Raw genomic sequence first — 26211 nt, 5'->3', positions numbered from 1 at the left:
CCGGCCATCAGGTTGGCAGAGGGCGCAGCACGTCATAGCCTTTAAGCGAGAACGCCTTGAGCAGGCTGGCTTCGGAGTTATCCAGAGTGCTGTAGCCGTCGTTGAAGAACCCATCGATACGCCCGTTGCGGGCATGGCTGCCGTTCAAGGTGCTGTCGTTCAGGTTATCGAGAAACCGCAGCACTTTTTCCATGTTGTGGGCCGCGTCAGCGCGTGCATCCGGGGCTGCGTTGGATGGGGTCCAATCACCGATCTGCGTCTTAAGGTCATCAGCGATCGCGTAACTGTCGCGGCCCTGCAGGAAACGCCTCATGACCGCGCTCTGTTCGATGATTTGCTCTGCCGAGCGATGGTCGCCGGCCGGTCGGCCGGTCGGACCGCGCATTGCGCGGACCTGTTTTTGTTCGGCCGCCTGCATGTAGTTGGGTGGAATGGGCAAGGGTGTAAGCCCTGCGGGTAAAGCAACGCGCATAAGGAATCTCCGATTCGAACCAGGAAAGGCGCCTCCTATGTGGTCCGTTCGGCCGTCTGGTTCCGGTTCAAAACGACCGCACAATCCGTCCCAAGGTCTCCATCGCTTTTTCCGATTCGTCGGACCACGGGCTGCCGTAGTTCAAGCGGATACAGTTCCTGAAGCGCTGGGTCGCCGAGAAAATCGGCCCCGGCGCGATGCTGATGCCTTGGGCCAACGCCATCTGGAACAACTTGAGCGAGTCCGTTTGTTCCGGCAGTTCCAGCCAGAGGAAATATCCGCCGGCTGGCTGGCTGACCCGCGTCTGCGCCGGAAAATATCGGGCAATGGCCGCGAGCATCGCGCTTTGCTGTTCTTCCAGTGCATAGCGTAACTTGCGCAAGTGCCGGTCATAGCCGCCGTGTTGCAGGTAGTCGGCAATCGCAGCCTGAGCAGGCATCGATGGGCATAGCGAGGTCATCAGCTTGAGGCGCTCGACCTTTTGCGCATAGCGCCCGGCCGCCACCCAGCCAATGCGATAGCCCGGTGCCAGGCTCTTGGCGAATGAGCCGCAGTGCATCACCAGGCCCTCGGTGTCGAAGGCCTTGGCGGGTTTCGGCGCCTGTTGCCCGTAGTACAACTCTGCGTAGACGTCGTCCTCGATCAACGGCACCTGGTGGCGGCGCAGCAGTTCCACCAGTGCCTGTTTCTTCGCTTCCGGCAGCGTGGCGCCGATGGGGTTCTGAAAGCTGGTCATGGTCCAGCAGGCTTTGATCGGGTAGCGCTCTAGGCTTTGCGCCAGGGCGTTGAGGTCGATGCCGTCACGCGGATGCACGGGAATTTCCACCGCTTTGAGTTTCAGGCGTTCCAGCACTTGCAGGCAGGCATAAAACGCCGGCGCTTCAATGGCCACCAAGTCGCCCGGCTCGGTGACGGCCTGCAGGCACAGGTTCAACGCTTCGAGGGCGCCGTTGGTGATCAGCAGCTCCTCCATCGGCAGCATCAGGCCGCCGACCATATAACGCAGGGCAATCTGCCGGCGCAGTTGCGGGTTACCCGGCGACATGTCGGTCACCACCAGGCGCGGGTCCATTTCACGGCCGGCACTGGCCAGGGAGCGGGCCAGGCGGGGCAGCGGGAACAGCATCGGGCTGGGAAAGGCCGAACCGAACGGCACGGTATTCGGGTCTTTGATGGAGTCGAGGACCGAGAACACCAATTCGCTCACATCGACTTCGGTGGACGCATGCACATGTTCACTCACCACCGGCTCGGAAAACGGGCTGGGCGCGTGGGTGTTGACGAAATAGCCGGAACGCGGCCGCGCCCGGATCAGGCCGCGCCGTTCCAGCAAGTAATACGCCTGGAACACCGTGGACGGGCTGACGCCGTAGGTCTGGCTGGCATAGCGCACCGAGGGCACTCGCTGGCCAGGGCCGAGCACGCCGGAGCGGATCAGTTCGGCAATGTCGTCGGCGAATTTTTCGTAGCGTTTCAGGGTGGCCAAATTAATCTTCTCGGGATGTACGCAGGGCGACATGTGGCAGCCGGCAAGCCAGCGGCCACATTTTATCGCTTATTCAGGCGAACCCTCAGCGGTTCAACGGCGCCACGAAACGGCTGTCGGCAGCGCTATAGACCCACGGTTCGTCGACGTCCGTGACCTTGAAACGCAGGGTCTGCGAACTGCTCGCCGGCTTGTCCGCCAGTAAGGCCACCGACACCGGCACATCGCTGATTTCCCCCGGTGCCAGGCTGATCTGGGTCTTGCCTTGCAACTGGAAGCCCTCGGCATCCACCAGCTCCAGGCGGTAGTCCTGGCGTTGCTGGGTCTTGTTGATGACCTTGAGGCTGTAGATGTTTTCGATCTGGCCCTGGTTGTTCTCGCGGAACATGCCACGGTCCTTGGTCACGTCCAGCGACACCATTGGCCGCTGCACCAGCGCCATGACCAGCGCGGCGATCATCACCAGCAGTACCGCACTGTAGCCGATCAGGCGTGGCCTGAGCAGGTGGGTCTTGCCGCCTTGTAGTTGATGTTCGCTGGTATAGCTCACCAGGCCGCGGGCGTAGCCCATTTTGTCCATGATCGAATCGCAGGCATCGATGCACGCCGCGCAGCCGATACATTCCATTTGCAGGCCATCGCGGATGTCGATGCCGGTGGGACACACCTGCACGCACACGTGGCAATCGATGCAGTCGCCCAGGCCGACGTCCGCCGGTTTGGCCTCACGCTTGCGCGGGCCACGGTGTTCGCCACGGGCCGCATCGTAGGAGATGGTCAGGGTGTCCTTGTCGAACATCACGCTCTGGAACCGCGCATACGGGCACATGTGCATGCACACCGCTTCGCGCAGCCAGCCAGCATTGATGTAAGTGGCGGCGGTGAAAAACACCACCCAGAACAGGCTTACGCCACCCAGTTGCCAGGTCAGCAGTTCGGCGGCCAGCGGGCGTATGGGCGTGAAGTAACCGACAAAGGTCAGCCCTGTCAGCACGCTGATGCCCAACCACAGCGTATGTTTGGCCGAGCGCCGCGCCAGTTTGTTCAGGCTCCAGGGCGCCGCTTGCAGCTTGATGCGCTGGTTGCGCTCTCCTTCGGTGACTTTTTCACACCACATGAACAGCCAGGTAAACGAGCTTTGCGGGCAGGTGTAACCGCACCACACCCGGCCGGCGAACACGGTGATCGCAAACAGGCCGAAGGCACAGATGATCAGCAGCGCCGACAGCAGGATGAAGTCCTGCGGCCAGAAGGTCGCACCGAAAATGTGGAACTTGCTTTCGGCCAAGTCCCACAGTACGGCCTGGCGACCGCCCCAGTTCAGCCACACGGTGCCGAAAAACGCCAGGAACAGAAAGCCTGCACCGGCGACGCGCAAGGTGCGGAACAGGCCGGTAAAACTACGGGTATGGATCAGGTTGTCGCTGGATTGGGCCTTCACCTTCTTCGGGTGTGCAGGCTCGTGGATTTCCACGGTTCGGACGGGGATTATTTCGCTCATGGTCGTTCGCTCATCAGCCTCCATCAGGCCGACGAACTATGCTCGCCGTGCTGTTTGCATAACAGACTCAGGTGTGGCGATAAAAAGCGGATCAGATGCGCCATTCAAGCGCGCCTGCGACAATGTGCTGCACCCCGTGGCGCGTGGGGCGCAGCTCGGTTCAGCATGTGCTGATACAGATCAATCAAATCACCGAATCACTGTCGCTCGCCCTCAGGTGTTTACGCCCGTCCTTGGCGCCGGCGACGGTCAGTGCGTCGGCCTCGACTTCGGTGATGTAGATCCGGTCGCCGTTCAGCGCCACGAAAGACATGGATTTTTCGCTGTCGGTGCTGACGGTGACTTGAGTCGCGGCCAGGCTTTGTTCCTGGCCGTTGTCATCGACCTTGAAGTAGCAGGTGTGGTTTTCGATACGTACAGGCATGGTGAGTTCCTTGTCATCGTTTGGTGATGGTTGGGGGGTAGCCTCCGGCCAGCGGCTCCTCCACCCGCACGGGCGGGTCTTGCGGCGGTTCTTCCTCGGGAGGCGGCGCCGGGTTTGGTTCGGTGGGCGGCAGGGTTGGCTTGTCGATATTCGGGTCGGGGGTTTCAGCGGGGATCGGGATATTCATCGGTGTGGCCTCCTTTGTGCTTTGCTCTATCGGTGGACAGCCGCCTGGGGGAATTGATTCCCCCGCCGATGGCGGCACATCCACCTGAACTTTTCACCTTCACCCGGGCTCGGACCTTATGTGGCCCTGCTCAGGGAGAGCGGTGCCGTATCAGAATTCGGATCAAGCAAAGAGCGTCCACAGGGCGTAAGGGGAAGATGCTCGATGACTGCTGAAACACTGACTCCAGACGATCGCGTACTGCCGCTGTCCCAGGCTTTGTTGCTGCCTCGCATAGCCATTGAAAGCACCATGCCGGTGATCGACGGCGGCGAATTTGCCGTCAAGGCCGTGGTCGGCCAGCGCATCAGCGTCACCAGCAAGGTGTTCGCCGATGGCCACGACACGCTCGCGGTGGTGATCCGCTGGCGCGCCTTGCAAGATGAAAGCTGGCACCGCGTGGTCATGGCGGATGTCGGCAACAACGGCTGGGAGGGCGCGTTTACCGTTACCGCCCAAGGCCCCCATGAATATTGCATCGAAGCCTGGATCGATACCTTTGCCAGCTTCTGCTACGAACTGCGCAAGAAACATGAGGCCGGCGTACCGGTCAGCCTCGAGTTGCAGGAAGGCCGCAGCCTGGTACTGCAGGCCGCCGAGCGCAGTGATAATCCGTTGCGCGAGCGCCTGATGCTGTTGCACCACGAGCTTTCCGGCCTGCTGGAAACCGAGCAGGTTGCCCTGTTCTTGCACGACGACAGTGCACACTTGATGACCCAGGCCGATCACCACGCCTACTTGAGCATCAGCACCGTCTACCCGATCGACGTGGAGCGCGAGCGGGCGCAGTTTGCCAGTTGGTACGAGCTGTTTCCCCGCTCGATCACCGACGATCCCGCGCGTCACGGGACGTTCAACGACGTGCACGCGCGCTTGCCGATGATCCATGACATGGGCTTTGACGTGCTGTACTTCCCGCCGATCCATCCGATCGGCCGCAGCCACCGCAAAGGCAAGAACAATGCGTTGAACGCCGGCCCGGACGATCCGGGCAGCCCCTACGCGATCGGCAGCGAGGAGGGTGGCCACGACGCGATTCATCCGCAACTGGGCAGCCGCGACGACTTTCGCCGCCTGATCAAGGCCGCCGCCGAGCACGGCCTGGAAATCGCGCTGGACTTCGCCATTCAGTGTTCCCAGGACCATCCGTGGCTCAGGCAGCACCCGGGATGGTTCAACTGGCGCCCTGACGGCACGATCAAATACGCGGAAAACCCGCCGAAGAAGTACCAGGACATCGTCAACGTCGATTTCTATGCCGCCGATGCGATCCCCAGCCTGTGGACCGAGTTGCGTGACGTTGTGGTGGGCTGGGTGGAAGAGGGCGTGAAGACATTCCGCGTCGATAACCCGCACACCAAGCCGCTGCCATTCTGGCAATGGCTGATCGGCGACGTGCGGTCCAAGTACCCGGAAGTGATCTTCCTCGCCGAAGCGTTCACCACGCCAGCGATGATGGCGCGCTTGGGCAAGGTCGGTTACTCCCAGAGCTACACCTATTTCACCTGGCGCAACACCAAGGCCGAGCTGGGCGAGTACCTGACGCAATTGAACGAGTCGCCGTGGCGCGAGTGCTTCCGACCGAACTTCTTCGTCAATACCCCGGACATCAATCCCGGCTTCTTGCATCAATCCGGGCGCCCTGGCTTTTTGATCCGCGCCGCGCTGGCGACCATGGGTTCAGGCTTGTGGGGCATGTATTCGGGCTTTGAACTGTGCGAAGCCGCGGCGGTGCCGGGCAAGGAAGAGTACCTGGACTCGGAGAAATACGAGATCCGCCCACGGGACTTCACCGCGCCCGGCAACATCATTGCCGAGATCGCCCAACTCAACCGCATCCGCCGGCAAAACCCGGCGTTGCAGACACACCTGGGGTTGACGCTCTACAACGCCTGGAACGACAACATTCTGTACTTCGGCAAGCGCAGCGTGGACGGCAGCAATTTCATCCTGGTGGCGGTCAACCTCGACCCGTTCAATGCCCAGGAAGCCCACTTTGAATTGCCGCTGTGGGAGCTGGGCCTGCCTGACGACGCCCACACCCAGGGCGAAGATTTGATGAACGGCCATCGCTGGACCTGGTACGGCAAGACCCAATGGATGCGGCTGGAACCGCAGATGCCGTTTGGGATTTGGCGGATCACTGCATCCTAAGCGTAGTGGGGATCGACATGGGGGAGGGGGCAAGCGCCCTCCCACATTGACCCGGTTCAGTCTGCAAGATTTTCGAGTTTTCAGGAGCTTCCAATGGCGAAGAAACCCAAGGCTGCCACCTTTATCAAAGACCCGCTCTGGTACAAGGACGCGGTGATCTACCAGGTTCACGTCAAATCCTATTTCGACTCCAACAACGACGGCATCGGTGACTTTCCCGGGCTGATCGCCAAACTCGACTACATCGCCGACCTTGGTGTGAACACCATCTGGGTCCTGCCGTTCTACCCCTCGCCACGTCGCGACGACGGCTACGACATCTCCGAGTACCGCGGCGTACACAGCGACTACGGGACCATGGCCGACGCCAGGCGCTTTATCGCCGAAGCCCATAAACGCGGGCTGCGGGTGATCACCGAACTGGTGATCAACCACACCTCCGACCAGCACCCGTGGTTTCAGCGGGCGCGCAAGGCCAAGCCCGGTTCGGCGGCGCGGGACTTCTACGTGTGGTCCGATGACGAGCAGAAATACGACGGCACCCGCATCATCTTCCTCGATACCGAGAAGTCCAACTGGACCTGGGACCCGGTGGCCGGCCAGTACTTCTGGCACCGTTTCTATTCGCACCAGCCCGACCTCAACTTCGACAACCCGCAAGTGATGAAAGCCGTGCTGTCGGTGATGCGCTACTGGCTGGACATGGGCATCGACGGCCTGCGCCTGGACGCGATCCCTTACCTGATCGAGCGCGACGGCACCAACAACGAAAACCTGCCGGAGACCCACGACGTCCTCAAGCAGATCCGCGCCGAGATCGACGCCCACTACCCCGACCGCATGTTGCTGGCCGAAGCCAACCAGTGGCCGGAAGACACGCAGTTGTACTTCGGCGACAAAAAGGGCGACGACGGCGATGAATGCCACATGGCCTTTCACTTCCCGCTGATGCCGCGCATGTACATGGCGCTGGCCCAGGAAGACCGTTTCCCGATCACCGACATCCTGCGCCAGACCCCGGAAATTCCGGCCAATTGCCAATGGGCGATCTTCCTGCGCAACCACGATGAACTGACCCTGGAAATGGTCACCGACAAAGAGCGCGACTACCTGTGGAACTACTACGCCGCTGACCGGCGCGCGCGCATCAACCTGGGCATTCGCCGGCGCTTGGCGCCGTTGATGGAGCGTGACCGCCGTCGCATCGAGCTGCTCAATAGCCTGCTGCTGTCGATGCCCGGTACGCCGACCCTGTATTACGGCGATGAAATCGGCATGGGCGACAACATTTACCTCGGCGACCGCGACGGCGTGCGCACGCCGATGCAGTGGTCCATCGACCGCAACGGCGGCTTTTCCCGCGCCGACCCGGCCAGCCTGGTGCTGCCGCCGATCATGGACCCGCAATACGGCTACCAGTCGGTCAACGTCGAAACCCAGGCCCAAGACCCGCATTCGCTGCTGAACTGGACCCGGCGCATGCTCGCGGTGCGCAAGCAGTCCAAGGCGTTTGGCCGGGGCAGCTTGAAAATGCTTTCGCCGAGCAACCGCCGCATCCTCGCCTATACCCGTGAATTCACCGGGGACGATGGCCGCACTGAAATCATCCTGTGCGTGGCCAACGTCTCGCGCAGCGCCCAGGCGGCCGAATTGGACCTCTCGGCCTTCGCCGGGATGGTGCCGGTGGAGATGCTCGGCGGTAATGCGTTCCCGCCCATCGGTCAGTTGAATTTCCTGCTGACCCTGGCGCCGTATGGTTTCTATTGGTTTGTGCTGGCGGCGGAAAACCAGATGCCCAGCTGGCATGTGGAACCGGCGCAAAGCATGCCGGACTTCACCACCCTGGTATTGAAAAAACGCATGGAAGAGCTGCTCGACGAACCGTGTCGCACCGCCCTGGAGCACACGTCGCTGCCGAGCTGGCTGCCCAAGCGCCGCTGGTTCGCCGGCAAGGACACGGCCATCGACAGCGTGCATATTGCCTATGGTGTACGGTTCGGCGACCCGCAGCACCCGGTGCTGCTCAGCGAAATCGAGGTGAGCGCCGGTGGCCAGGTCAGCCGCTATCAACTGCCGTTTGGCTTCCTCAGCGAAGACCAGTTCACCAGCGCCTTGCCGCAACAATTGGCCCTGGCCCGTGTGCGACGCGTGCGCCAGGTCGGGTTGGTGACCGATGCGTTCAGCCTGGAACACTTTATCCGTGCAGTGATCCAGGCCTTGCAGGTGGGCACAGTATTGACCACCAGCCAAGGCGAGTTGCGTTTTGAAGCCACGCCGCACCTGGCCAAACTGCAACTGAGCGATGAATCGGCAGTGCGTTACCTGGCCGCCGAGCAGTCCAACAGCTCGGTGGTGGTGGGCGAGAGCCTGGTGCTCAAGCTGATCCGTAAAGTCAGCGCCGGGGTACACCCGGAACTGGAGATGAGTGCCTACCTGACCGCAGCCGGTTACCCGAACATTTCGCCGTTGCTTGGTTCGATGATTCGGCGTGACGCCGAAGGTCAGGACAACCTGTTGATGATTGCCCAGGGCTACCTGAGCAACCAGGGCGACGCCTGGGGCTGGACCCAGAACAACCTGGAACGCGCCATACGCGACGAACTGGCCGAAGCCATCTCCGAACAGGAGCAGCACTACAACGCCTTGGGCGAGCTGGCGGACTTCGCCGGTTTGCTCGGGCAGCGCCTGGGTGAAATGCACGCGGTGCTGGCGGCGTCAACGGCCAACCAGGATTTCAACCCCGAAGTCACCACGGCCAAGGATGCCCAGGCCTGGGCCAAGGATATCGGTGCGCAGATCGAGCGCGCCCTGCAATTGCTCAAACTGCATCAAAGCCAATTGAACCCGGCCGATCAGGCGCGGGTCAGTGAATTGTTGGATCAGAAAAAAGCCATCGCCAGTCATGTCCAGGCGTTGGCGCAGGCCACGTTGGGCGGGCTGCGCATTCGCGTGCATGGTGATTTGCACCTGGGCCAGGTGCTGGTGGTGAAAGGCGACGCCTACCTGATCGACTTTGAAGGGGAACCGGCGCGGCCACTGCACGAGCGGCGCGGCAAGCACAGCCCGTATAAAGACGTTAGCGGTGTGCTGCGTTCCTTTGATTACGCGGCGGCCATGGCCTTGAATGTGCAGGGCGTGGACCAATCACCCGCGGCGCACGCCGCACGCCAGCGTGTGACCGAGCGCTACCTAAGTGAGGCGCGTCTGGCATTTATCAAGGTTTATCACGCGGCGACGGCTACACTGGCGCATGACTGGCAGGATGCCAAAGGCCAAGACGCTGCGCTGACGTTGTTCAGCCTGGAGAAGGCCGCGTACGAAGTGGCCTATGAAGCGGAAAACCGTCCGACCTGGCTGCCGGTGCCCTTGCAGGGTTTACACGGTTTGCTGAGCGGGCTCATACCTGGATCGAAATCTGTACGCGGTGGGGAGACGTCATGAGTTTTACGAATAAAGAACCGCTGCAGCCAAAACTGACTGCAATGCCGGCGTCCAAGGACGTCGAAGCGCTGGTGCGCGCCGAGCACCATGATCCGTTCTCGATTCTCGGGCCCCATGATGATGAGCAGGGCGGCCAGTTTATCCGTGCGTTCCTGCCGGAGGCCTTGAGCGTCGAGGTGCTGAGTCGCGACGGTGGCGAGCCGATCGGAAGCCTCGACGCGACCCCGGTGCCGGGCTTGTTTATCGGGCATTTCAGCAGTCGCCAGGCCTACTTGCTGAAGATCCAATGGGCCGGTGGCGAACAGATCACCGAAGACCCTTACAGCTTCCAGCAACTGCTGTTGGGGGAAATGGACCTGTACCTGTTTGCCGAAGGCAATCACCGCGACCTCAGCAACTGCCTGGGTGCCCAGGTGACCACGGTCGATGGCGTGCAGGGCGTGCGCTTCGCTGTATGGGCGCCTAACGCCCGGCGTGTTTCGGTGGTGGGCGACTTCAATATCTGGGATGGCCGGCGCCACCCGATGCGCCTGCGGCATCCATCCGGCGTGTGGGAGATCTTTATCCCGCGCCTGCAACCGGGCGCGGCCTACAAGTACGAAATCCTCGGCGCCCACGGCATCTTGCCGCTCAAGGCCGACCCGATGGCCCTGGCCACCCAGATGCCACCCGACACCGCGTCGAAAGTCGCTGCGCCGCTGCAGGTCGACTGGCAGGACCACGCGTGGATGCGGGCGCGCACCGAAAAGCAGAAGCCCACCGCGCCGCTGTCGATTTATGAACTGCACGTCGGCTCCTGGCAGTGCGAGCTGGACGAGGCCGGTGAGGTTGCGCGCCAGTACGGCTGGCGCGAACTGGCCGAGCGGCTGATTCCGTATGTGCAGCAACTGGGTTTCACCCATATCGAGCTGATGCCGATCATGGAGCACCCGTTCGGCGGCTCCTGGGGCTATCAAGCGTTGTCCCAGTTCGCGCCGACTGCGCGCTTCGGTTCGCCGCAAGAATTCGCCGAGTTCGTCAATGCCTGTCACCAGGCCGACATCGGCGTGATCCTCGACTGGGTGCCGGCGCATTTTCCCACCGATACCCACGGCCTCGCGCAATTCGATGGCACAGCGTTGTACGAATACGCCAACCCGCTGGAAGGCTTCCATCAGGATTGGGACACGTTGATCTACAACCTGGGCCGCACCGAAGTGCATGGCTTTATGCTGGCCTCGGCGCTGCACTGGCTCAAACACTTCCATGTCGATGGCCTGCGCGTGGATGCCGTGGCCTCGATGCTGTACCGCGATTATTCGCGCAAGGCCGGCGAATGGGTGCCCAACCGCTATGGCGGCCGCGAGAACCTGGAAGCCATCGACTTCCTGCGGCACTTGAACGACGTGGTCGCCCTGGAAGCACCCGGCGCGCTGGTGATCGCCGAAGAATCCACGGCCTGGCCGGGCGTCAGCCAGCCGACCCAACAGGGGGGCCTGGGCTTCAACTACAAGTGGAACATGGGCTGGATGCACGATTCCCTGCATTACATCCAGCAAGACCCGGTCTACCGCGCCCACCACCACAATGAACTGAGTTTCGGCCTGGTGTATGCCTGGTCCGAGCGCTTCATCCTGCCGATCTCCCACGATGAAGTGGTCCATGGCAAGCACTCGCTGATCGACAAGATGCCCGGCGACCGCTGGCAGAAATTCGCCAACCTGCGTGCCTATCTGAGTTTCATGTGGATGCACCCGGGCAAGAAGCTGCTGTTTATGGGCTGCGAGTTCGGCCAATGGCGCGAATGGAACCACGACCAGCAACTGGACTGGTACCTGCTGCAATACCCCGAACACCGTGGGGTACAGAAGCTGGTCGGTGACTTGAATCGCCTGTACCGCGAGGAGCCGGCGCTGTATGAGCAGGACGACGCGCCCCAGGGTTTCCAGTGGCTGATCGGCGACGATGCGATCAACAGCGTTTATGCCTGGCTGCGCTGGAGCAAGGACGGCCGGCCGGTGCTGGTGGTGGCCAACTTCACGCCGGTGCCCCGTGAAGCCTACAAGGTCGGCGTGCCGTTTGCCGGGCGTTGGAGCGAGGTGATCAACAGTGATGCGGACACGTATGCCGGTTCCAACTATGGCAATGGCGGGGGGGTGTTCACCGAAGATGAGCCGCGTCATGGGCAGCCGGTGTCGCTGTCGTTGAATTTGCCGCCATTGGGCGTGCTGATTTTACGTCCCCAAGACAGTTAAGCGCGCTAAGGTGCTGGATTCTATTGTCCGCGCTAGTGGCAGGGTGCCACAATGGCGCCTTTGTCGCGGCAGTCGAATCAGGCGGATTTCATGAATGGCCTTGGGCACAAGCAAGACCAGGATTGCGTTATAGAAGAGCAGGTGCGAACCGACCGTTTGCACCAGTTGTTTCGTCAGTCATTTGCCGCCATTCTCGGCAGCTTTTTTGCGGCGGCGATGCTCTGCTGGCTGTGCTGGGATCGTTTTGACCACCACGTCATGCAGGTATGGCTGGTGCTGCTGGGTGCATCATCGCTGCTGCGGGTGAAAATGTTCCTGGAGTGGTTTCGCAGCCCCAACAGCGAGCGCACGCCGGAACGCTGGGAGCGCCGTTACTGGATCACCTTGATGCTGTCCGCCAGCATCTGGGGCGCTGGTGCGTTTGCGGTGATGCCCAGTGACGACCGGATGTCCCAAGTGCTGGTGATACTGTTTACCGTGGGCATGTCTGTCAGCGCTGTGTCGTGCTATTCGGCCTATCGCTACATGACGATGGTGTCCATGGGCCTGGTGCTGCTGCCGTGCACGCTGTGGCTGCTGTTTCAGCCGTCGTCGATGCTGGGCGGGGTGGCGATTGCAGTGCTGGTGTTTTCTTCGTTTGTGGTCAGCGCCACGCGCAAGTTATCCGATGCCCTGGAAACAGCCTTCCGCCTGACTCGGCAAATGGAACGCGCCCACACTATTTCAACGCATGCCGCACAGACCGATGAACTCACCGGGCTGATGAACCGCCGTGCGTTTTTCGAGCATGCGCAGTCGTTGTACACCCAGTGTCGCCTCAACCAACAACCGCTGTGCGCGTTGATGATGGACATGGATCACTTCAAGCAAATCAACGATACCTACGGTCATCAGGCCGGTGACCAGGTGCTGCGGCAGATCGGCGGAGTGATCTGCGCGTCGTTTCGCCAGGCCGATGTCTTTGGCCGCTTGGGGGGCGAGGAGTTTGCGGTGTTGCTGCCCAATACGTCGCTGGAAACCGCTCGGAGTATCGCTGAGGAACTGATCAAGGCTATCTCCGGTATGGTGTTCGAACCTGTACAGGGCCTGACCGCCAGCCTCGGCGTGGCGTCGACGCATACTCAGGATGAGGACTTGCACGCGCTGATGAATAGCGCCGACAAGGCGCTCTATCGCGCCAAGGCCCTTGGCCGCAATCAAGTGGCCGTGGCGCAGTAAGGCTCAGTCCCTCAACAAGACCTTCGCCAGCGCCCGCGCCACCTGGTCGGCGGAGTAGGGCTTGGCCAGGAACTCGAACCCCTCGTAGCCGCTTTCCGCCAGTTCTTCGCTATAGCCTGAAGTGAGCACCACCGGCAGGTCGGCGCGACGTTGGCGTAGAACCTTGGCCATCGCCACGCCCGTCATGCCCGGCATCACCACGTCTGAGAAAATCGCGTCGAACCCCGTGGCGTCCGGACCGACCAGCGCCAGTGCCTGTTCGGCATCGGTCGCCCAGGTGGTCTGGTAACCGAGGTCCTGGAGAATCTGGTTGGCGAAACGGCCTACCTCCAGGTTGTCTTCCACGACAAGGATGTTGTGCAGGCTCGTACCGTGAACAGGTGCCTGGTCCCTGGGGCAGGGCTCGCACCGGGTGTCCTGCGGTTCAACCTCGGGCAGGTACAGGGTAAACACCGTGCCCTGGCCAAGACGGCTGGCCACGTCGACGTTGCCGCCGGACTGCTTGGCGAAGCCGAACACCTGCGACAACCCCAGGCCGGTACCTTTGCCCATGGCCTTGGTGGTGAAGAAGGGCTCGAAAATGCGTTCGAACGTCTCAGCCGCAATACCGCTGCCGGTGTCGGCCAGGACCACCGTGACAAACGGCTGGCGAGCTTCGGCATCACCACGGATACGCGGCAGCGCGTCCGCCGTGGCGACGCGCAGGGTCAGGGTGCCCTGGCCGTCCATGGCATCGCGGGCGTTGAGCGCGATATTGATCAGCGCGGTTTCGAACTGGCCTGAGTCGACCCGGACGTGGCACGGCCGCTCGGGCAATTGGACCTGCACCTGAATGCGTGCGCCGGTGACACTGTCGAGCATCTCGCCAATGTTTTTGACCCGCTGCGCCACATCGAAGACTTCCGGGTTCAGCGGTTGGCGGCGCGCAAACGCGAGTAACTGGCTGGTCAACTTGCTGGCGCGCTCGACGGTGTCGGACACCGCGCACATGTAGCGTTGGCGCCGCTCTTCGGACAGCCCGGGTTGGCGCAAAAAATCCACCGACGAACGAATGATGGTCAGCAGGTTGTTGAAGTCATGGGCCACGCCGCCGGTCAATTGGCCGATGGCTTCGAGTTTCTGCGATTGACGCAGTGCCGCTTCGGCCTGGGCCAGCGCCGTGGTGCGTTCCTCCACGCGCTGCTCGAGGGTGGCGTTCAATTCGGTAAAGGCCGCCAACCCCTCGCGCACGGCGGCGTTGGCGCGCACCCGTTCGATGTGGGCCCAGGACCGTTCGGTGACTTCACCCAACAGTGCCAGGTCATACGGCGACCAGGTCCGCTGCGTTTTGCTGTGAACCGTCATCAGTGCGGTGAGGCGACCGTCTTTGATCAGCGGCATGCAGATCGTGGCGGTGGCGCCCAGGGCTTGGAACGTCATGGCTTCTTGCGGAGGCAGTTCGAGCAGGTTGTTGCCGATCACCAGCGGCTCACCTGCTCGCAGGCAGTTGACTGCGGTTTGCCCGAAGGCTTGCAGGTGGTAGTGGCCCACGATGCTGGGGGAGCCGGGGGCCGTCCAGTTGTCACGGATGGTAAAGCCGTCTTCATCGGCGTCCATATCGGCGTAAGCGCAGATGGACACCTGCAGATGCTGCGCCAGCAGGCGGGTGGTGGCGGTCATGATGGCTTCGGCATCGGCGGCGTTCGCCACCGTGCTGCTGATGGTATCCAGCACGGCAAGGCGGCGCGAAAGGAACACCGTGGCCGTGGTTTCGGTCACGGTGTCGAGCAGACCGACGACCTGGCCCTGCGGGTCGCGGATCGGGCTATAGCAGAACGTGAAGTACGCCTGTTCCGGCGCCGCGCCACGTTCGATTATCAGGGGGAAGTGTTCGATGTAGGTCGCATGGCCCTGGAAGGCCGCATCGGCGATGGGGCTGATGGTGTCCCATACTTCGCTCCAGATCTCGCTGAACGGACGGCCCAGGGCATTGGGTTTATTGCCCAGGATCGGGATGAACGCGTCGTTATAGAGGGTCGTCAGTTGAGGCCCCCACACGATGGCCTGGGGGAAACTTGAGGCAAAGCACAGCGCCACGGTGGTCTTGAGCACATCCGGCCAGTGTTCCAGCGGCCCCAGGGGCGTATTGGCCCAATCGTGCTGGCGTACCCGCTCGGCCATGTCGCTGCTGCTTTGCAGCCAATTCATCATCGGGTGAACACCTTGTTTGCCACGGTCTGTTTTGGATACCTGAAGCGGTCAAGCTAACAAGCTACAGACCGGAATGATTGCTCCCAGTTCAGCGCAATTATCCCTGAGATGGCATTTTGATGCTCCATTCATCTGGATAGATATCCATCGCCGGTGTCCACTTATTGTTGTGTGCCGAAGACCCCCGTCCAATAAATGCCGGCATCGCTTTTCGGGTCCATGGCATAGGCGGCGCCCAATTCACGAAACTGCGGGTTCATCAGGTTGGCGCAATGGCCGGGGCTGGCGAGCCAGCCGTCCACCACCTTGCGCGGGGTGTCGAGGCCGGCCGCGATGTTTTCGCCGATGTTCTTCGCGCTGTACCCGGCCAGCTCGGCGCGGTCACCTGGGGTGCGCCCGTCGTGGTCCAGATGGTCGAAGAAATTGCCATTGGCCATGTTGCGTGTGTGGCTGTTGGCGGCGCTGGCCAAGGTGTCGCTCCACGACAGTGGCGTGGTGGCGGTAAACGCCTGGGGCCCACACTGGCGCGGTTGTGTACGGGCGGCGTTGATCAGGTTCAGCAGTTGCTTGCCTTCGGTCTGCCAATCGCCCAGGCCGCTGGATAACAGCGGGCGGGCGAGCACGATGCGCCAGTCCTGGCCGCTGTTGCTCACGCCGATATCGACGAATTGCGGGTCCAGCACCACGCGGCAGAAACTCTCGCGCACGGCTTTCATGGCGGCCAGCGCATCCTTGGGGCCGGACAGGCTGATTGCCTGTACGTTGACCATCGGGTACGCCGCCCGGGCCAAGGCCTGCTGCAAGTCGCCGACGTTGCTGGCCGGCAGCACCAGGCGCGTATCGCTGGCCAGCGGTGGCAGTTCCTGAGAGCCTTGGTCGCCGCAGCGTTGTACCTGGCTGCGGTAAGTGTTGATCTGTTGCACCAACTGACTTTCTTCATTCGCCATTGCGCTGGCGCAGTACACCAGGCTGGCGGCCAGCGTCGTCAGACTCATCATCAGTGACAGCACGCGCATGGACGTTACCCTTGAGCTTGAAAGCGCCCATGATGCGCGATGTAGGTGCGTCCATGCACCCGTTGGTCCGAACTTTTTTCCTCAGTTCATGAATGGCGAATGTTTACGGACCTGGTCGCACAAGGCGAAGGCCACCCACTGCCGCGCGGATAAGGTGAGGATGATCACCGTGCCATAGCCGACGATGTTCGGTTCACGTCGGCCGACACCGGTTCTGTCGCTGCCACGCCATGGCGGTGGCAAGCAGGATCAAACCGAATGCCAGGGCAAAGGTGGCGTGCAGGCCATCAGCCACGGATTGAGGCGTGGCCTGGGTGAGATCGGGGGTTGTCCAGGCGAACATCGCGCCCAATACCGACGCTCCGAAAATCAGGCCAAGGTTGCGTGACAGGTTCAACACGCCCGAGACCGTGCCTCGGTGTGCTGCATCGACCGCGCTCATCACCGCCGTGTTGTTGGCGGCCTGGAAGAGGCTGTAGCCCGCCGTCAGCGTGATCAGTGAGCCAAGGTAAGTGACCAGCCCGGATGTCAGGCACAGCGACAGGGCGCCGCTGGCCATGACGGCCAGCCCCGTGAGCGTCGCGGGTTGGCTGCCAAGCCGCTCAGTCAGGCGCCCCGCCGGAATGCCTGTGACCGCCGCCACACCGGGGCCGACGGCCATTGCCAGGCCCATCGCGGCCGGATCGAGATCCAATCCACGGGACAAGTAGAACGGCCCGACCACAAAGGTGGCCATGATGACCGCAGACACCAACGCGCTCATCGCCAGGCCGGCGCGCAATGATGCCGACTGCAATGACCGCCAAAAGCGCGCGCCGGTGGCTAACGGTACCGGTGGCTGATCAACGGGTAAGTAACGACAGGCGAGGGCGGCCGCCAGCAACCCCAAAGGCGCACCCACCAGAAACAGCGCCCGCCAGCCCCACGCACTGAGCAACAGGCCGCCCACGCCGGGGCCCATGGCGGTGCCGACGGCCGACATCGTGCCGAGCAAACCCATCACGCGTGCGGTACGCGCTCGGGTGACGGTGTCGCCCACCATCGCCAATGTCATTGCCATCATGATCGCTGCACCCAGGCCTTGCAGGGTGCGCGCTGCAATCAGCCAAGGCAGGGACGGCGCGGCACCGCATAACCCACAGGCCAACGCAAACAGCAGCAACCCGGCAATCAACAGCCGCCGTCGCCCCAGCCGATCGCCCAAGCGCCCCGCACTGACAATGACCGCCGTGATCGCCAGCAGGTAGGCCAGCACCACCCATTGCGTCGCGTGAAAGGACGCATTGAATGTCTGCGTGAGGCTAGGCAGGCCGACATTGGCGATGCTGGTACCAAGGGCGGCCAGCAACATGGACAGGGACAGGCTGACAAGACCGCCGCGTGAGGAGGTGTGCATGGAGATTCCTTGAATGAACGCAACTGTCACAAATCTACGGTGTCGCCTAACATGGCGGAAGGCGCATGAGTTGCACTAAATACCTGCATGTGACGCCTGATATGGAGTGCTGATGCCCGACCTCAACTTGCTGATCACCCTGGATGTATTACTCGCCGAAGGCAGCGTCGCCCGCGCGGCCAAGCGCTTGCGGTTGAGCCCTTCGGCCATGAGCCGGGCGCTGGCGCGCTTGCGTGACACCACCGGCGACCCGTTGCTGGTCCGCGCTGGCCGTGGCCTGGTGCCGACGCCACGGGCGTTGGAGTTGCGCAAACAGGTCAGTCGGCTGGTGCAGGACGCCCAGGCCGTGTTGCGCCCGGCGCAAGCTCTGGCGATGGCCCAGGTGTTGCGTACCTTCACCCTGCGCACCAGCGACGAATTCGTTGAACGCTTCGGCCCGGCGCTGCTCGACCGTATTGCCAAGGACGCCCCCGGCGTGCGCCTGCGTTTCGTCAATAAGACCGACAAAGACAATGCGCCACTGCGCGAAGGCAGCGTCGACCTGGAAGTCGGCGTGGTCGACCCCACGGCCAGCCCCGAAGTGCTGACCCAGGCGCTGTTTCGTGATCGCCTGATTGGCGTAGTGCGCAGCGACCATCCCCTGAGCCAGGGCGACGTCAGCGCTGCACGGTTTGCCGAGGGCCGACACATCTACGTGTCCCGTCGCGGCCAGGACCGTGGCCAGATCGACGACGCCCTCGAAGCCCAAGGCCTGACGCGGCAGATCGGCAGCATCGTCGCGAGTTTTTCCAGCGCCATCGCCTTGGCCCGCAACACCGACCTGATTGCCTCAGTGCCCGAACGCTATACCCCAGACCGCCGCGACCTGTTCTGTTTTGCGCTGCCGGTGTCGTTACCCGCATTCACCGTGGCAATGCTCTGGCACCCACGGTTGGACGCCGACCTGGCCCATCGTTGGCTGCGCGGCTGTTTGCGCGAGGTCTGTGGGCAATGACGTTGCGAATCTATCTGACCGGCGCAGCAGGCGCGGGTGTCACCACCTTGGGTAGGGCGCTGGCGTCTGCCCTGCAACTGCCGCATTTTGATGTCGACGACTATTACTGGTACCCCAGCGATCCGCCGTATACGCAAGCACGTCCGCCGAACGAGCGTGTCAGCCGGCTCGAACAGGCGTTGGCTGACGGGCGGTGGGTGTTGTCGGGGTCTTTGGATGGCTGGGGCGATGACGTGATTAAAGACGTTGGCTTGGTGGTGTTTGTCGACACCGCGACCGCTGTGCGGCTCGCGCGGGTCAAGGCGCGGGAAACCCAGCGCTTTGGTGCGCGCATTCTGCCTCAGGGCGATATGTATGCGACCCACCAGGCGTTTATGGCATGGGTCGCCGGTTATGAAACTGCCGCATTTGCCGGGCGCAGCCGGCCGCGCCATGAAGCGTGGTTTGCGCAGTTGCGACAGCCGTCTGTGCGGGTGGATGGCAGCCTATCGATCCCGAACCTGCTGCAACAGGTACAATCGCGCCTGCCTTGACGCGAAACCCCAGGAATTTGCATGTTCAGCCTTACCCGCTACACCACGCCGTGCCCCGAGCCGATCAACAGCCAGATCCTGCAGATGGTGGTGGACAACCTCACCGACATCAGCAGCGTCGCTTTGCCGCCGAGTAACCTGCTCTACAACATTTACCAATATGCCATCGGCTTTGAGGTGCATTTGTACCTGCAGGCGCTGGACGGGTCGAAGGGGATCGCGGTCGAACTGATCGTCGCGACGTCTGCGCAAGACCCGGACCACGTCATTGGCTTTTTGCTGTACTTGCCGGTCAAGGACGACCCTGACGCCTGTGGTGTGGCGTTCATGGCCGTACAGGCAGGCTTCAGGCGCCAGGGCGTGGCGCGGGGAATGATGCAAGACCTATTGGCGCGTTACCCTCACGCCGAATTGGCGTGCGCCGTGGAAAAAGTCCCGGCCTTCGCGGCGATGGGCTTTCAGGTGCGCGGCGCACGCGGCACGCAGGTGCTGATGAACACCCGCGACTACGCCACCGATGGCTTGATGGGCGTGCTGGACGTGGCCTCCATCTATAGCTCATTGGAGGTGCGGCAGATTCACACCTACCTGCTGCAAAAACACGGCAAACGCGCCATGGTTGATGCCGAGAAGCAGCGCGACCGGCACTTGGATCAACTGGCGCATAAGGTCCGGCTGTTTGTGCAGGGGCGAGGCTGAAAAAAGCCTTTCACCTGCCGCTGCGTGCCCCACGATTGACCATCGCCAGAATGGTCGCCAACAACTCCTGCTGCGCCTCTTCACGGCTGAGCTCACCGCTGGCCGCCGCGTGGGACAGGGCTTCTGCCGCCCCCAGCATGGCCCGCAGACCTGCCTGGGACACGCTACCGCTGGAGCTAAACGGGGCCAGTGCATTGCGGCACTTATCGAGAAAGATCGCTTCGTACTTGCGCTTGAGGGTTTCCAACTCCGGCGAACTGCTCAGCGCTGCAATGACCCCCGGAATTTCCCGACCTTGCAGTAACACGCAATCGACATAGGACGAGGCGATCACCCACGCGCGATTCTCCAGGGTCGGGCTGCTGGCTTCGATCGCGTCGGCAAACACCTGGTTCTGGCGCCCGTCGAAATCCTCATACAGCGCCGCCAGCAACCCTGCGCGGGTAACGAAATGGTCATAGACCACCGGCTTGGTCACGCCCGCCCGTTCCGCCAGGTGGCCGAGGGTCAGGGCTTCGGTGCCTGCTTCACGCACCAGTTGCCAGGCCACGTCCAACAATTGACGCAGACGATCTTCACGCGACAGGCGGCGACGTGGGGCAGGGGATTGACTGCTTGACATGCTTATATACCAAAAGTAACTTACCAAAGGTAACTTAAGCCCAGCATAAACCCAATGGGAGTCACTGTCATGCACGCACTGATCGTTGTAGCTCATCACGACCCGCAATCCCTCACCCACGGCCTGGCCGCGCAAGTCGCCGCAGGGCTGAGCGCGTCCGGCCATACGTGCGAAATCGCCGACCTCGCCGCCGAAGGCTTCGACCCGCGCTACAGCGCCGCCGACCAGCGCGTACACCGTACCCGCGCTGCACCACCGGCCGACGTCCTCGCCGAGCAAGCCCGCATCGACCGCGCCGACGCCCTGGTATTGGTGTTCCCCATTTACTGGTGGTCGCTGCCGGGCCTGCTCAAGGGCTGGGTTGACCGCGTGTTCGTCAACGGCTGGGCGATCGACTACGGCCCTGACACTCCGGTGGTGAAAAAACTGCGGCACTTGCAGGTCCACCTATTGGCACTCGGTGCCGCCGATCAAAGCGCGTTTGAACGCCATGGCTATGCCAAGGCCATGCACACGCAGATCGACTACGGGATCTTTGATTACTGTGGGGCGAAGGTGCTGACGTCAGCGTTGCTGCTGGAGTCGGAGAGTGGCGGCGCGCAGGCCCATTTGGGCACGGCGAATGCCTTGGGGCAGGGGTTGTTCGAGAGGGCGGCGGTCGCCGGGTGATTCACCCTTCGCGAAACAGGTCATGGGCATCGAGCAAGCGATACGCAATCTCCGGCCGTTTCTCCAGGCCTCGGCGAATTGCCGCCGGGATCGATTGCCGGGTCTTGCGGCACAGGCCGGGCAGTTCGTCGATGACGATCTGAATCCCGCGCATGCTCTTGACCTCGGTGTGCCCCGGCGCGACATGCACGCGGATACCCAATAGTGCATACATCCGCTGTTGCATGCGTTCCAGATCCTGCAGGCTTTGCAGGTCTTCGAGGCGTTCGATCAGGCGTTTTTCTTCCTGGCGCGTCAGGTTGAGGATGCGCAGGTCCGCGCCTGGGGTTTGCAGCAATTGTTCGCGATCACAGACACAGGCGCCGGGTGGGCAGGGTTGGCGAATGGTCATAATCAAGCCCTCCCCATCTCGACGCCGTGGACTCAGTAGGTCAGGGCAACACCCAGGCTGCCCAGTGCCTTCCAGTAGTCAGGATAGGTCTTGGCCACGCAGTCCGGGTCCTGAATACGAATACCCGAGACCTTCAGCCCAGCCAGGGCGAAGCACATGGCGATGCGGTGGTCGGCGTGGGTGTCGATCAGGGCATTGCACGCGGTGCCTGCCAATGCTGGATCGCTGGCCACCAGCAGGTCGTCGCCTTCGATGCGGGCCAGGCCTGGGCGGATCTGGTTGAGGCCGTCGTGCAGTGCCTGCACGCGGTCACATTCCTTGACCCGCAGGTTGGCCAGTTCGGTGAAGCGCACCGGGCTGTTGTTAAACGCGGCCAGAACGGCGAGCGTTGGGATCGCGTCCTGCATTTGCGAACCCACCACCGTGGCTTGCATGTTCGGGAACTGCGCGATCACTGCCTGGGCCTTGGCGTCCGGCTGGGTGAAGTGTTGCGCGGCGACGCCGATATCGATGTGGCCGCCGGTCAGCACTTCAGCCGCCCACAGGTAGGTGGCGGCGGAGGCGTCCGGTTCGATCAGGTAGTCATGGGCGGTGTAGCCGCTTGGGGCGACGCGCCAAGTGGTGTCGTCGACCACGTCGACCTGCGCGCCGAATGCCCGCATGCAATCAAGGGTCAGGTCCACATAGCCGCGGGCGCCGATGTCCTTGCCGGTCAGCGCCACCTCAATCGGCGCTTCGCCGCAGGCCGCGAGCATCAGCAAGGCCGATACGTATTGGCTGGACAAACCGCCGTCGATCTCAAAGCGCTTGGCCTGGACCTTGCCCGTACCGTGCACGGTGACCGGCGGGCAACCGGTCGGGCTGTCGACCTGGATGCCGTTCTGGCCGAGGGTGGCGAGCAGCGGGCCGATCGGGCGTTTGCGCATGTACTCGTCGCCGTCCAGCACCACGGTGCCTTGCACGGTGGCCACGGCGGCCGTGAGGAAGCGCATCGCGGTGCCGGCGTTGCCGAGGAACAGCGGCTGCGCGGGCAATTGCAGCTTGCCTTGGCCCGTGACCACGAAGGTGGTGTCGTCCGGCTCATCGATGGTCACGCCCATCTGGCGCAGGGCCACCGACATATGCCGGGTGTCATCGCTCTTCAGTGCGCCGCTGAGGCGGCTGGTGCCCTTGGCCAGGGCGGCGAGCAACAGGGCGCGGTTGGTGATGGATTTGGAGCCGGGGGGCGCGACCTTGCCATTGAGGGGGAAAGTGGGCGGTGTAACGGTCACGGTTTTCTGCGAACTCAAGGTACAAGGCTCCTGATTCAAGGCAAGGTGGTACGGAGTGGCCGACGGGCGGACCCGAATAATCGGGCATATACGCCAGGCTTGTCGAGGCTTAGCGCTTGGCGAGCCAGTAATCATGCAGCGCGCGCGCCGCCGGTTCGATTTCGCTGACGCGCTGCTGATGCGCCTGCACGTCGAGGTCCGCCGGCAATTCGAAGTTGTCCTGTTCGGCGCACCAGGAGATTTTCTCCAGCTGTGCGGCCTGTTCGGCGGGCAGTTCAGGCCATTTGCCAATCGCGGCGCCACGGATATAGCCAAAGCACCATTCTTCAGCGAGGGTCAGGGCCTGGCCCTGATGTTCAGTGTCGTCGAAGCGCGCCCGGAAACCCTCGGCATCGGTGGCCAGTTGGGCGGCACGGCTGTTCATATGGCGAACGCACAGGTCGAGGAACTGTTCGGCCTCCTCGGCACTTTCCCACTGCGGGTTCTGCCCACCCCAGATGGCCGGGAACCACTCGGCGATATCCACTTGTGCCGGGCTGGACACCAGTGCGCAGAAGTAGCCGTCGAGTTCGGCGAGGTTCAGTACCGAGTGGTCGTCACCGTACTTGAGCAGGGTTTCTTCGATCAGGTCGAAATCGGCGGGGGCCAGAGGTTGGGTGAGCATGGGGCGTATCCTTTAAACGTCGAGCGCCGCTGCTGCAGCGGCTTAAAGCGCGAAGGATGGCGCCTGAAGCGGTTTTTATCCAGCGTTTTCAAGGCCGGCACCCCGCCGCGCAGGAGTGTTGCCAGTCCCGTTTTTGGCTGATGCGCCGTTGCTCACCCTTGTTATAGTTCGGGCCTTATCACTCGCCAGTCAGGGATCACTGCCATGTCCGAATACCAAGCCTTCGTCGTCGAACTCATTGGCAACGTTGCCCATGTGCAGATCAACCGCCCAGAGAAGATCAACGCCATGAACGCGGCGTTCTGGACCGAGATCATCGATATCTTCCAGTGGGTCGACGACACCGACGCCGTGCGTGCCGTGGTGCTCAGCGGTGCCGGTAAGCATTTCTCGTCCGGCATCGACCTGATGCTGCTGGCCTCGGTGGCCAACGATTTAGGTAAGGACGTGGGCCGCAACGCGCGCCTGCTGCGGCGCAAGATCCTCGAACTGCAAGCCTCGTTCAACGCCGTCGACAACTGCCGCAAACCGGTGCTGGCGGCGATCCAGGGCTACTGCATCGGCGGCGCCATCGACCTGATCAGCGCCTGCGACATGCGCTACGCCGCCGAAGACGCACAGTTTTCCATTAAGGAAGTCGACATCGGCATGGCCGCCGACGTCGGCACCCTGCAGCGCCTGCCGCGCATCATCGGCGATGGCATGCTGCGCGAGCTGGCCTACACCGGCCGCCAGTTCGGCGCCGAGCAAGCGCGCAGCATCGGCCTGGTCAATCGCGTGTACCCCGATCAGGAAAGCCTGTTGGCCGGTGTACTGGAAATCGCGCAGGAAATCGCCGCCAAGTCGCCGATTGCCGTGACCGGCACCAAGGCTATGATCAGCTACATGCGTGACCATACAGTCAATGATGGTCTGGAATACGTTGCCACCTGGAACGCAGCTATGTTGCAATCCAACGACCTGCGCGTGGCCATCGCGGCCCATATGAGCAAGCAGAAACCCGAATTCGTGGATTGACTGACATGACCCCAGGCTGGATTACCACCACACTGCTGGACACCGACACTCCCGGCGGCTTGGCCGTCGCCCGTAGCCGCGACGGCTTTTTACACGACGCCAACGGCCCGCTGTTCCCCCGCGAATGGCTCAAGCGCCAGGACCTGGCCGTGTTCGCCGAACACGGCATTGGCCATCTCGACGGCGAGCCGGTGTACCTGCTGGAACTCAACGCCGCCAGTGACGTGCCTGGTTGCAGTTGGCAGGGCCTGCGCGGCTTTCTGCTGCAAGGTGATCACACCGTGTACAAAGTGCTGGGCTACGCCGCGCAGATCGGCACCTGGGCGCGGGAGCATCGTTTTTGCGGCAGTTGCGGCCAGGCCATGGTCCAGGTGCCCCGGGAGCGGGCGATGTTCTGCGAGGCCTGTGACCTGCGCAGCTACCCGCGCATCTCGCCGAGCATGATTGTGCTGGTTACCCGTGGCGATGAGGTCCTGCTGGCGCGTTCGCCGCGCTTTGTCGCCGGGGTCTATAGCACGCTGGCGGGGTTTGCCGAGCCGGGCGAGTCGGCCGAAGACTGCCTGATTCGCGAGGTGCGCGAAGAAGTGCAGGTGGAGGTCAGGAATATCCAGTACATGGGCAGCCAATGCTGGCCGTTTCCGCATTCGATGATGCTGGGCTTCCATGCCGAGTACGCCGGTGGCGATATCGTGCCCCAGGCCGATGAGATCGAGGACGCGCAGTGGTTCAACATCCACGACCTGCCGCCGTTGCCGGCGTCACGCTCGATTGCGCGTTACCTGATCGACCTCTACGTGGCCCGCCGCTTAGGCCACGCTGAACCAGTGCTGCCAGGCTAGGCGCACCGTCAGGCCGAGGACCACGGTGATAAACACCGGGCGAATGAATTTGGCGCCGCCGCTGATTGCGCTGCGTGCGCCAAAGAACGCGCCGCCCATCACCGAAACGCCCATGGCCAGCCCGACGATCCAGTCCACCGAGCCGTTGATGATAAACACCGACAGCGCCGCCGCGTTGCTGACGAAGTTCATGCTGCGCGCCACGCCGCTGGCTTTGACCAGGTCGATGGGGTGCAGCAGCATCGTGCTCACCGTCCAGAACGCGCCGGTGCCGGGGCCGGCCACGCCATCGTAGAAGCCCAGGCCGAAGCCTTGGGTGGCTTGCCATTTCTTCTTGATCGGTGCGTCGCCCTCCAGCGGCGCCTTGGGCGTGCCGCCGAACAACAGGTACAGGCCACAACCGAAGACGATCACCGGGAGCATCTTGTTCAGGGTTTCGGCAGGCAGGTAGTGGGCGACGATGGCGCCGGCCAGGGCGCCGACAAACGTACCGACGATGGCATGTACCCACTGGCGCGGGTGGAACAGCTTGCGCCGGTAGAACGTGAAGCTGGCGGTGGCCGAGCCGAAGGTGGAGCTGAGTTTGTTGGTACCCAGCACCAGGTGGGGCGGCATGCCGGCCGTGAGCAGGGCCGGGGTGGTGAGCAAGCCACCACCGCCGGCGATGGCGTCGATGAAACCGGCGATGAACGCGACGACGGCCAGGATGGCGAGGGTGGTGAGGTCTACGCTGAGTTCGAAGGGCATTTGGCAG

At 62.5% G+C, this 26211-nt stretch carries 23 protein-coding genes; 10 read left to right on the top strand and 13 right to left on the bottom strand.

The features are described 5' to 3' along the window. Positions 1–7 precede the first annotated feature (7 nt). From P3S72_RS17040 to P3S72_RS17020, 5 genes are all read right to left on the bottom strand, one after another. A complete protein-coding gene (locus P3S72_RS17040) occupies positions 8–472 on the bottom strand; it encodes a hypothetical protein (RefSeq protein WP_276193242.1) in 465 nt (154 codons plus the stop codon). Between the two features lie 67 nt (positions 473–539). After that, positions 540–1949 (bottom strand): GntR family transcriptional regulator MpaR, encoded by a 1410-nt coding sequence (mapR, locus tag P3S72_RS17035; RefSeq protein WP_276197943.1) that lies wholly within the window; start codon positions 1947–1949, stop codon positions 540–542. A gap of 94 nt (positions 1950–2043) precedes the next feature. Continuing rightward, a complete protein-coding gene (ccoG, locus tag P3S72_RS17030) occupies positions 2044–3459 on the bottom strand; it encodes a cytochrome c oxidase accessory protein CcoG (protein ID WP_276193241.1) in 1416 nt (471 codons plus the stop codon). 184 nt (positions 3460–3643) lie between these two features. Then, positions 3644–3883, bottom strand: coding sequence for a DUF3203 family protein (locus P3S72_RS17025; protein WP_247399489.1), 240 nt, complete (start codon positions 3881–3883; stop codon positions 3644–3646). Positions 3884–3896: 13 nt separating this feature from the next. Next, positions 3897–4070 carry a hypothetical protein gene (locus P3S72_RS17020; RefSeq protein ID WP_247399487.1) on the bottom strand — a complete coding sequence of 58 codons (174 nt, stop codon included), beginning with the start codon at positions 4068–4070 and terminating at the stop codon, positions 3897–3899. 204 nt (positions 4071–4274) lie between these two features. Here P3S72_RS17020 and P3S72_RS17015 point away from each other — a divergent pair, with 204 nt between their 5' ends. The 4 genes from P3S72_RS17015 (at position 4275) to P3S72_RS17000 (ending at position 13156) form a co-directional block, all read left to right on the top strand. Then, positions 4275–6263: an alpha-1,4-glucan--maltose-1-phosphate maltosyltransferase gene (locus P3S72_RS17015; RefSeq protein ID WP_247399484.1), complete on the top strand. Its 1989-nt coding sequence runs from the start codon at positions 4275–4277 to the stop codon at positions 6261–6263. Between the two features lie 93 nt (positions 6264–6356). Then, positions 6357–9704, top strand: a complete 3348-nt coding sequence (gene treS, locus P3S72_RS17010; protein ID WP_276193240.1) for a maltose alpha-D-glucosyltransferase — start codon at positions 6357–6359, stop codon at positions 9702–9704. Continuing rightward, entirely contained in the window at positions 9701–11938 is a 2238-nt protein-coding gene (gene glgB, locus P3S72_RS17005) for a 1,4-alpha-glucan branching protein GlgB (RefSeq protein WP_276193239.1), read from the top strand. Before treS ends, glgB begins: the two co-directional genes overlap by 4 nt. A 51-nt stretch (positions 11939–11989) precedes the next feature. Next, positions 11990–13156 (top strand): GGDEF domain-containing protein, encoded by a 1167-nt coding sequence (locus P3S72_RS17000; RefSeq protein WP_276193238.1) that lies wholly within the window; start codon positions 11990–11992, stop codon positions 13154–13156. Between the two features lie 3 nt (positions 13157–13159). On the opposite strand, the gene P3S72_RS16995 is transcribed toward P3S72_RS17000, so the two are convergent. From P3S72_RS16995 to P3S72_RS16985, 3 genes are all read right to left on the bottom strand, one after another. Beyond that, a complete protein-coding gene (locus tag P3S72_RS16995; RefSeq protein WP_276193237.1) occupies positions 13160–15346 on the bottom strand; it encodes a GAF domain-containing protein in 2187 nt (728 codons plus the stop codon). A 161-nt stretch (positions 15347–15507) separates the two neighbouring features. Next, the gene (locus tag P3S72_RS16990; protein ID WP_276193236.1) at positions 15508–16362 is read right to left on the bottom strand and encodes a CAP domain-containing protein; all 855 of its coding nucleotides are present in this window, start codon (positions 16360–16362) and stop codon (positions 15508–15510) included. A gap of 193 nt (positions 16363–16555) precedes the next feature. Continuing rightward, positions 16556–17758, bottom strand: a complete 1203-nt coding sequence (locus P3S72_RS16985) for an MFS transporter (protein WP_276193235.1) — start codon at positions 17756–17758, stop codon at positions 16556–16558. A gap of 112 nt (positions 17759–17870) precedes the next feature. On the opposite strand from P3S72_RS16985, the gene P3S72_RS16980 reads away from it, so the two are divergent. The 3 genes from P3S72_RS16980 to P3S72_RS16970 are packed head-to-tail and all read left to right on the top strand — an operon-like array spanning position 17871 to position 19984. Continuing rightward, a complete protein-coding gene (locus P3S72_RS16980) occupies positions 17871–18752 on the top strand; it encodes a LysR family transcriptional regulator (RefSeq protein WP_276193234.1) in 882 nt (293 codons plus the stop codon). Then, on the top strand, positions 18749–19285 hold the full coding sequence (locus tag P3S72_RS16975; protein ID WP_276193233.1) for an adenylate kinase: 537 nt from the start codon (positions 18749–18751) through the stop codon (positions 19283–19285). Before P3S72_RS16980 ends, P3S72_RS16975 begins: the two co-directional genes overlap by 4 nt. A gap of 21 nt (positions 19286–19306) precedes the next feature. Beyond that, positions 19307–19984, top strand: a complete 678-nt coding sequence (locus P3S72_RS16970) for a GNAT family N-acetyltransferase (protein WP_276193232.1) — start codon at positions 19307–19309, stop codon at positions 19982–19984. 10 nt (positions 19985–19994) lie between these two features. On the opposite strand, the gene P3S72_RS16965 is transcribed toward P3S72_RS16970, so the two are convergent. Continuing rightward, positions 19995–20606, bottom strand: a complete 612-nt coding sequence (locus tag P3S72_RS16965; RefSeq protein WP_276193231.1) for a TetR/AcrR family transcriptional regulator — start codon at positions 20604–20606, stop codon at positions 19995–19997. A gap of 69 nt (positions 20607–20675) precedes the next feature. On the opposite strand from P3S72_RS16965, the gene P3S72_RS16960 reads away from it, so the two are divergent. Then, positions 20676–21275, top strand: a complete 600-nt coding sequence (locus P3S72_RS16960) for an NAD(P)H-dependent oxidoreductase (protein ID WP_276193230.1) — start codon at positions 20676–20678, stop codon at positions 21273–21275. 1 nt (position 21276) lies between these two features. Here P3S72_RS16960 and P3S72_RS16955 read toward each other — a convergent pair whose 3' ends face one another. From P3S72_RS16955 to P3S72_RS16945, 3 genes are all read right to left on the bottom strand, one after another. Next, on the bottom strand, positions 21277–21666 hold the full coding sequence (locus P3S72_RS16955) for a hypothetical protein (RefSeq protein WP_247407964.1): 390 nt from the start codon (positions 21664–21666) through the stop codon (positions 21277–21279). 32 nt (positions 21667–21698) lie between these two features. Next, the gene (gene aroA / locus P3S72_RS16950) at positions 21699–22955 is read right to left on the bottom strand and encodes a 3-phosphoshikimate 1-carboxyvinyltransferase (protein ID WP_276193229.1); all 1257 of its coding nucleotides are present in this window, start codon (positions 22953–22955) and stop codon (positions 21699–21701) included. Positions 22956–23046: 91 nt separating this feature from the next. Next, positions 23047–23601: a UPF0149 family protein gene (locus P3S72_RS16945; RefSeq protein WP_276193228.1), complete on the bottom strand. Its 555-nt coding sequence runs from the start codon at positions 23599–23601 to the stop codon at positions 23047–23049. Positions 23602–23805: 204 nt separating this feature from the next. On the opposite strand from P3S72_RS16945, the gene P3S72_RS16940 reads away from it, so the two are divergent. Further along, positions 23806–24618 (top strand): crotonase/enoyl-CoA hydratase family protein, encoded by an 813-nt coding sequence (locus P3S72_RS16940; protein ID WP_276193226.1) that lies wholly within the window; start codon positions 23806–23808, stop codon positions 24616–24618. A 5-nt stretch (positions 24619–24623) separates the two neighbouring features. Next, positions 24624–25457: an NAD(+) diphosphatase gene (nudC, locus tag P3S72_RS16935; protein WP_276193225.1), complete on the top strand. Its 834-nt coding sequence runs from the start codon at positions 24624–24626 to the stop codon at positions 25455–25457. Here nudC and P3S72_RS16930 read toward each other — a convergent pair. Further along, on the bottom strand, positions 25425–26204 hold the full coding sequence (locus P3S72_RS16930) for a TSUP family transporter (protein WP_247406856.1): 780 nt from the start codon (positions 26202–26204) through the stop codon (positions 25425–25427). The two genes, nudC and P3S72_RS16930, sit on opposite strands and share 33 nt — an antisense overlap. Positions 26205–26211: the final 7 nt, after the last annotated feature.

This window comes from Pseudomonas sp. D3 (assembly GCF_029320995.1).
GTDB lineage: Bacteria > Pseudomonadota > Gammaproteobacteria > Pseudomonadales > Pseudomonadaceae > Aquipseudomonas > Aquipseudomonas paraveronii.
This window is presented reverse-complemented; position numbering and strand designations above follow the sequence as displayed.

Bases quoted from the DNA above. Each gene is read 5' to 3' on its own strand.
- P3S72_RS17040 (WP_276193242.1), bottom strand. From the start codon at position 472: ATGCGCGTTGCTTTACCCGCAGGGCTTACACCCTTGCCCATTCCACCC.
- ccoG (WP_276193241.1), bottom strand. From the start codon at position 3,459: ATGAGCGAAATAATCCCCGTCCGAACCGTGGAAATCCACGAGCCTGCA.
- P3S72_RS17025 (WP_247399489.1), bottom strand. From the start codon at position 3,883: ATGCCTGTACGTATCGAAAACCACACCTGCTACTTCAAGGTCGATGAC.
- P3S72_RS17020 (WP_247399487.1), bottom strand. From the start codon at position 4,070: ATGAATATCCCGATCCCCGCTGAAACCCCCGACCCGAATATCGACAAG.
- P3S72_RS17015 (WP_247399484.1), top strand. From the start codon at position 4,275: ATGACTGCTGAAACACTGACTCCAGACGATCGCGTACTGCCGCTGTCC.
- treS (WP_276193240.1), top strand. From the start codon at position 6,357: ATGGCGAAGAAACCCAAGGCTGCCACCTTTATCAAAGACCCGCTCTGG.
- glgB (WP_276193239.1), top strand. From the start codon at position 9,701: ATGAGTTTTACGAATAAAGAACCGCTGCAGCCAAAACTGACTGCAATG.
- P3S72_RS17000 (WP_276193238.1), top strand. From the start codon at position 11,990: ATGGCGCCTTTGTCGCGGCAGTCGAATCAGGCGGATTTCATGAATGGC.
- P3S72_RS16995 (WP_276193237.1), bottom strand. From the start codon at position 15,346: ATGATGAATTGGCTGCAAAGCAGCAGCGACATGGCCGAGCGGGTACGC.
- P3S72_RS16990 (WP_276193236.1), bottom strand. From the start codon at position 16,362: ATGCGCGTGCTGTCACTGATGATGAGTCTGACGACGCTGGCCGCCAGC.
- P3S72_RS16985 (WP_276193235.1), bottom strand. From the start codon at position 17,758: ATGCACACCTCCTCACGCGGCGGTCTTGTCAGCCTGTCCCTGTCCATG.
- P3S72_RS16980 (WP_276193234.1), top strand. From the start codon at position 17,871: ATGCCCGACCTCAACTTGCTGATCACCCTGGATGTATTACTCGCCGAA.
- P3S72_RS16975 (WP_276193233.1), top strand. From the start codon at position 18,749: ATGACGTTGCGAATCTATCTGACCGGCGCAGCAGGCGCGGGTGTCACC.
- P3S72_RS16970 (WP_276193232.1), top strand. From the start codon at position 19,307: ATGTTCAGCCTTACCCGCTACACCACGCCGTGCCCCGAGCCGATCAAC.
- P3S72_RS16965 (WP_276193231.1), bottom strand. From the start codon at position 20,606: ATGTCAAGCAGTCAATCCCCTGCCCCACGTCGCCGCCTGTCGCGTGAA.
- P3S72_RS16960 (WP_276193230.1), top strand. From the start codon at position 20,676: ATGCACGCACTGATCGTTGTAGCTCATCACGACCCGCAATCCCTCACC.
- P3S72_RS16955 (WP_247407964.1), bottom strand. From the start codon at position 21,666: ATGACCATTCGCCAACCCTGCCCACCCGGCGCCTGTGTCTGTGATCGC.
- P3S72_RS16945 (WP_276193228.1), bottom strand. From the start codon at position 23,601: ATGCTCACCCAACCTCTGGCCCCCGCCGATTTCGACCTGATCGAAGAA.
- P3S72_RS16940 (WP_276193226.1), top strand. From the start codon at position 23,806: ATGTCCGAATACCAAGCCTTCGTCGTCGAACTCATTGGCAACGTTGCC.
- nudC (WP_276193225.1), top strand. From the start codon at position 24,624: ATGACCCCAGGCTGGATTACCACCACACTGCTGGACACCGACACTCCC.
- P3S72_RS16930 (WP_247406856.1), bottom strand. From the start codon at position 26,204: ATGCCCTTCGAACTCAGCGTAGACCTCACCACCCTCGCCATCCTGGCC.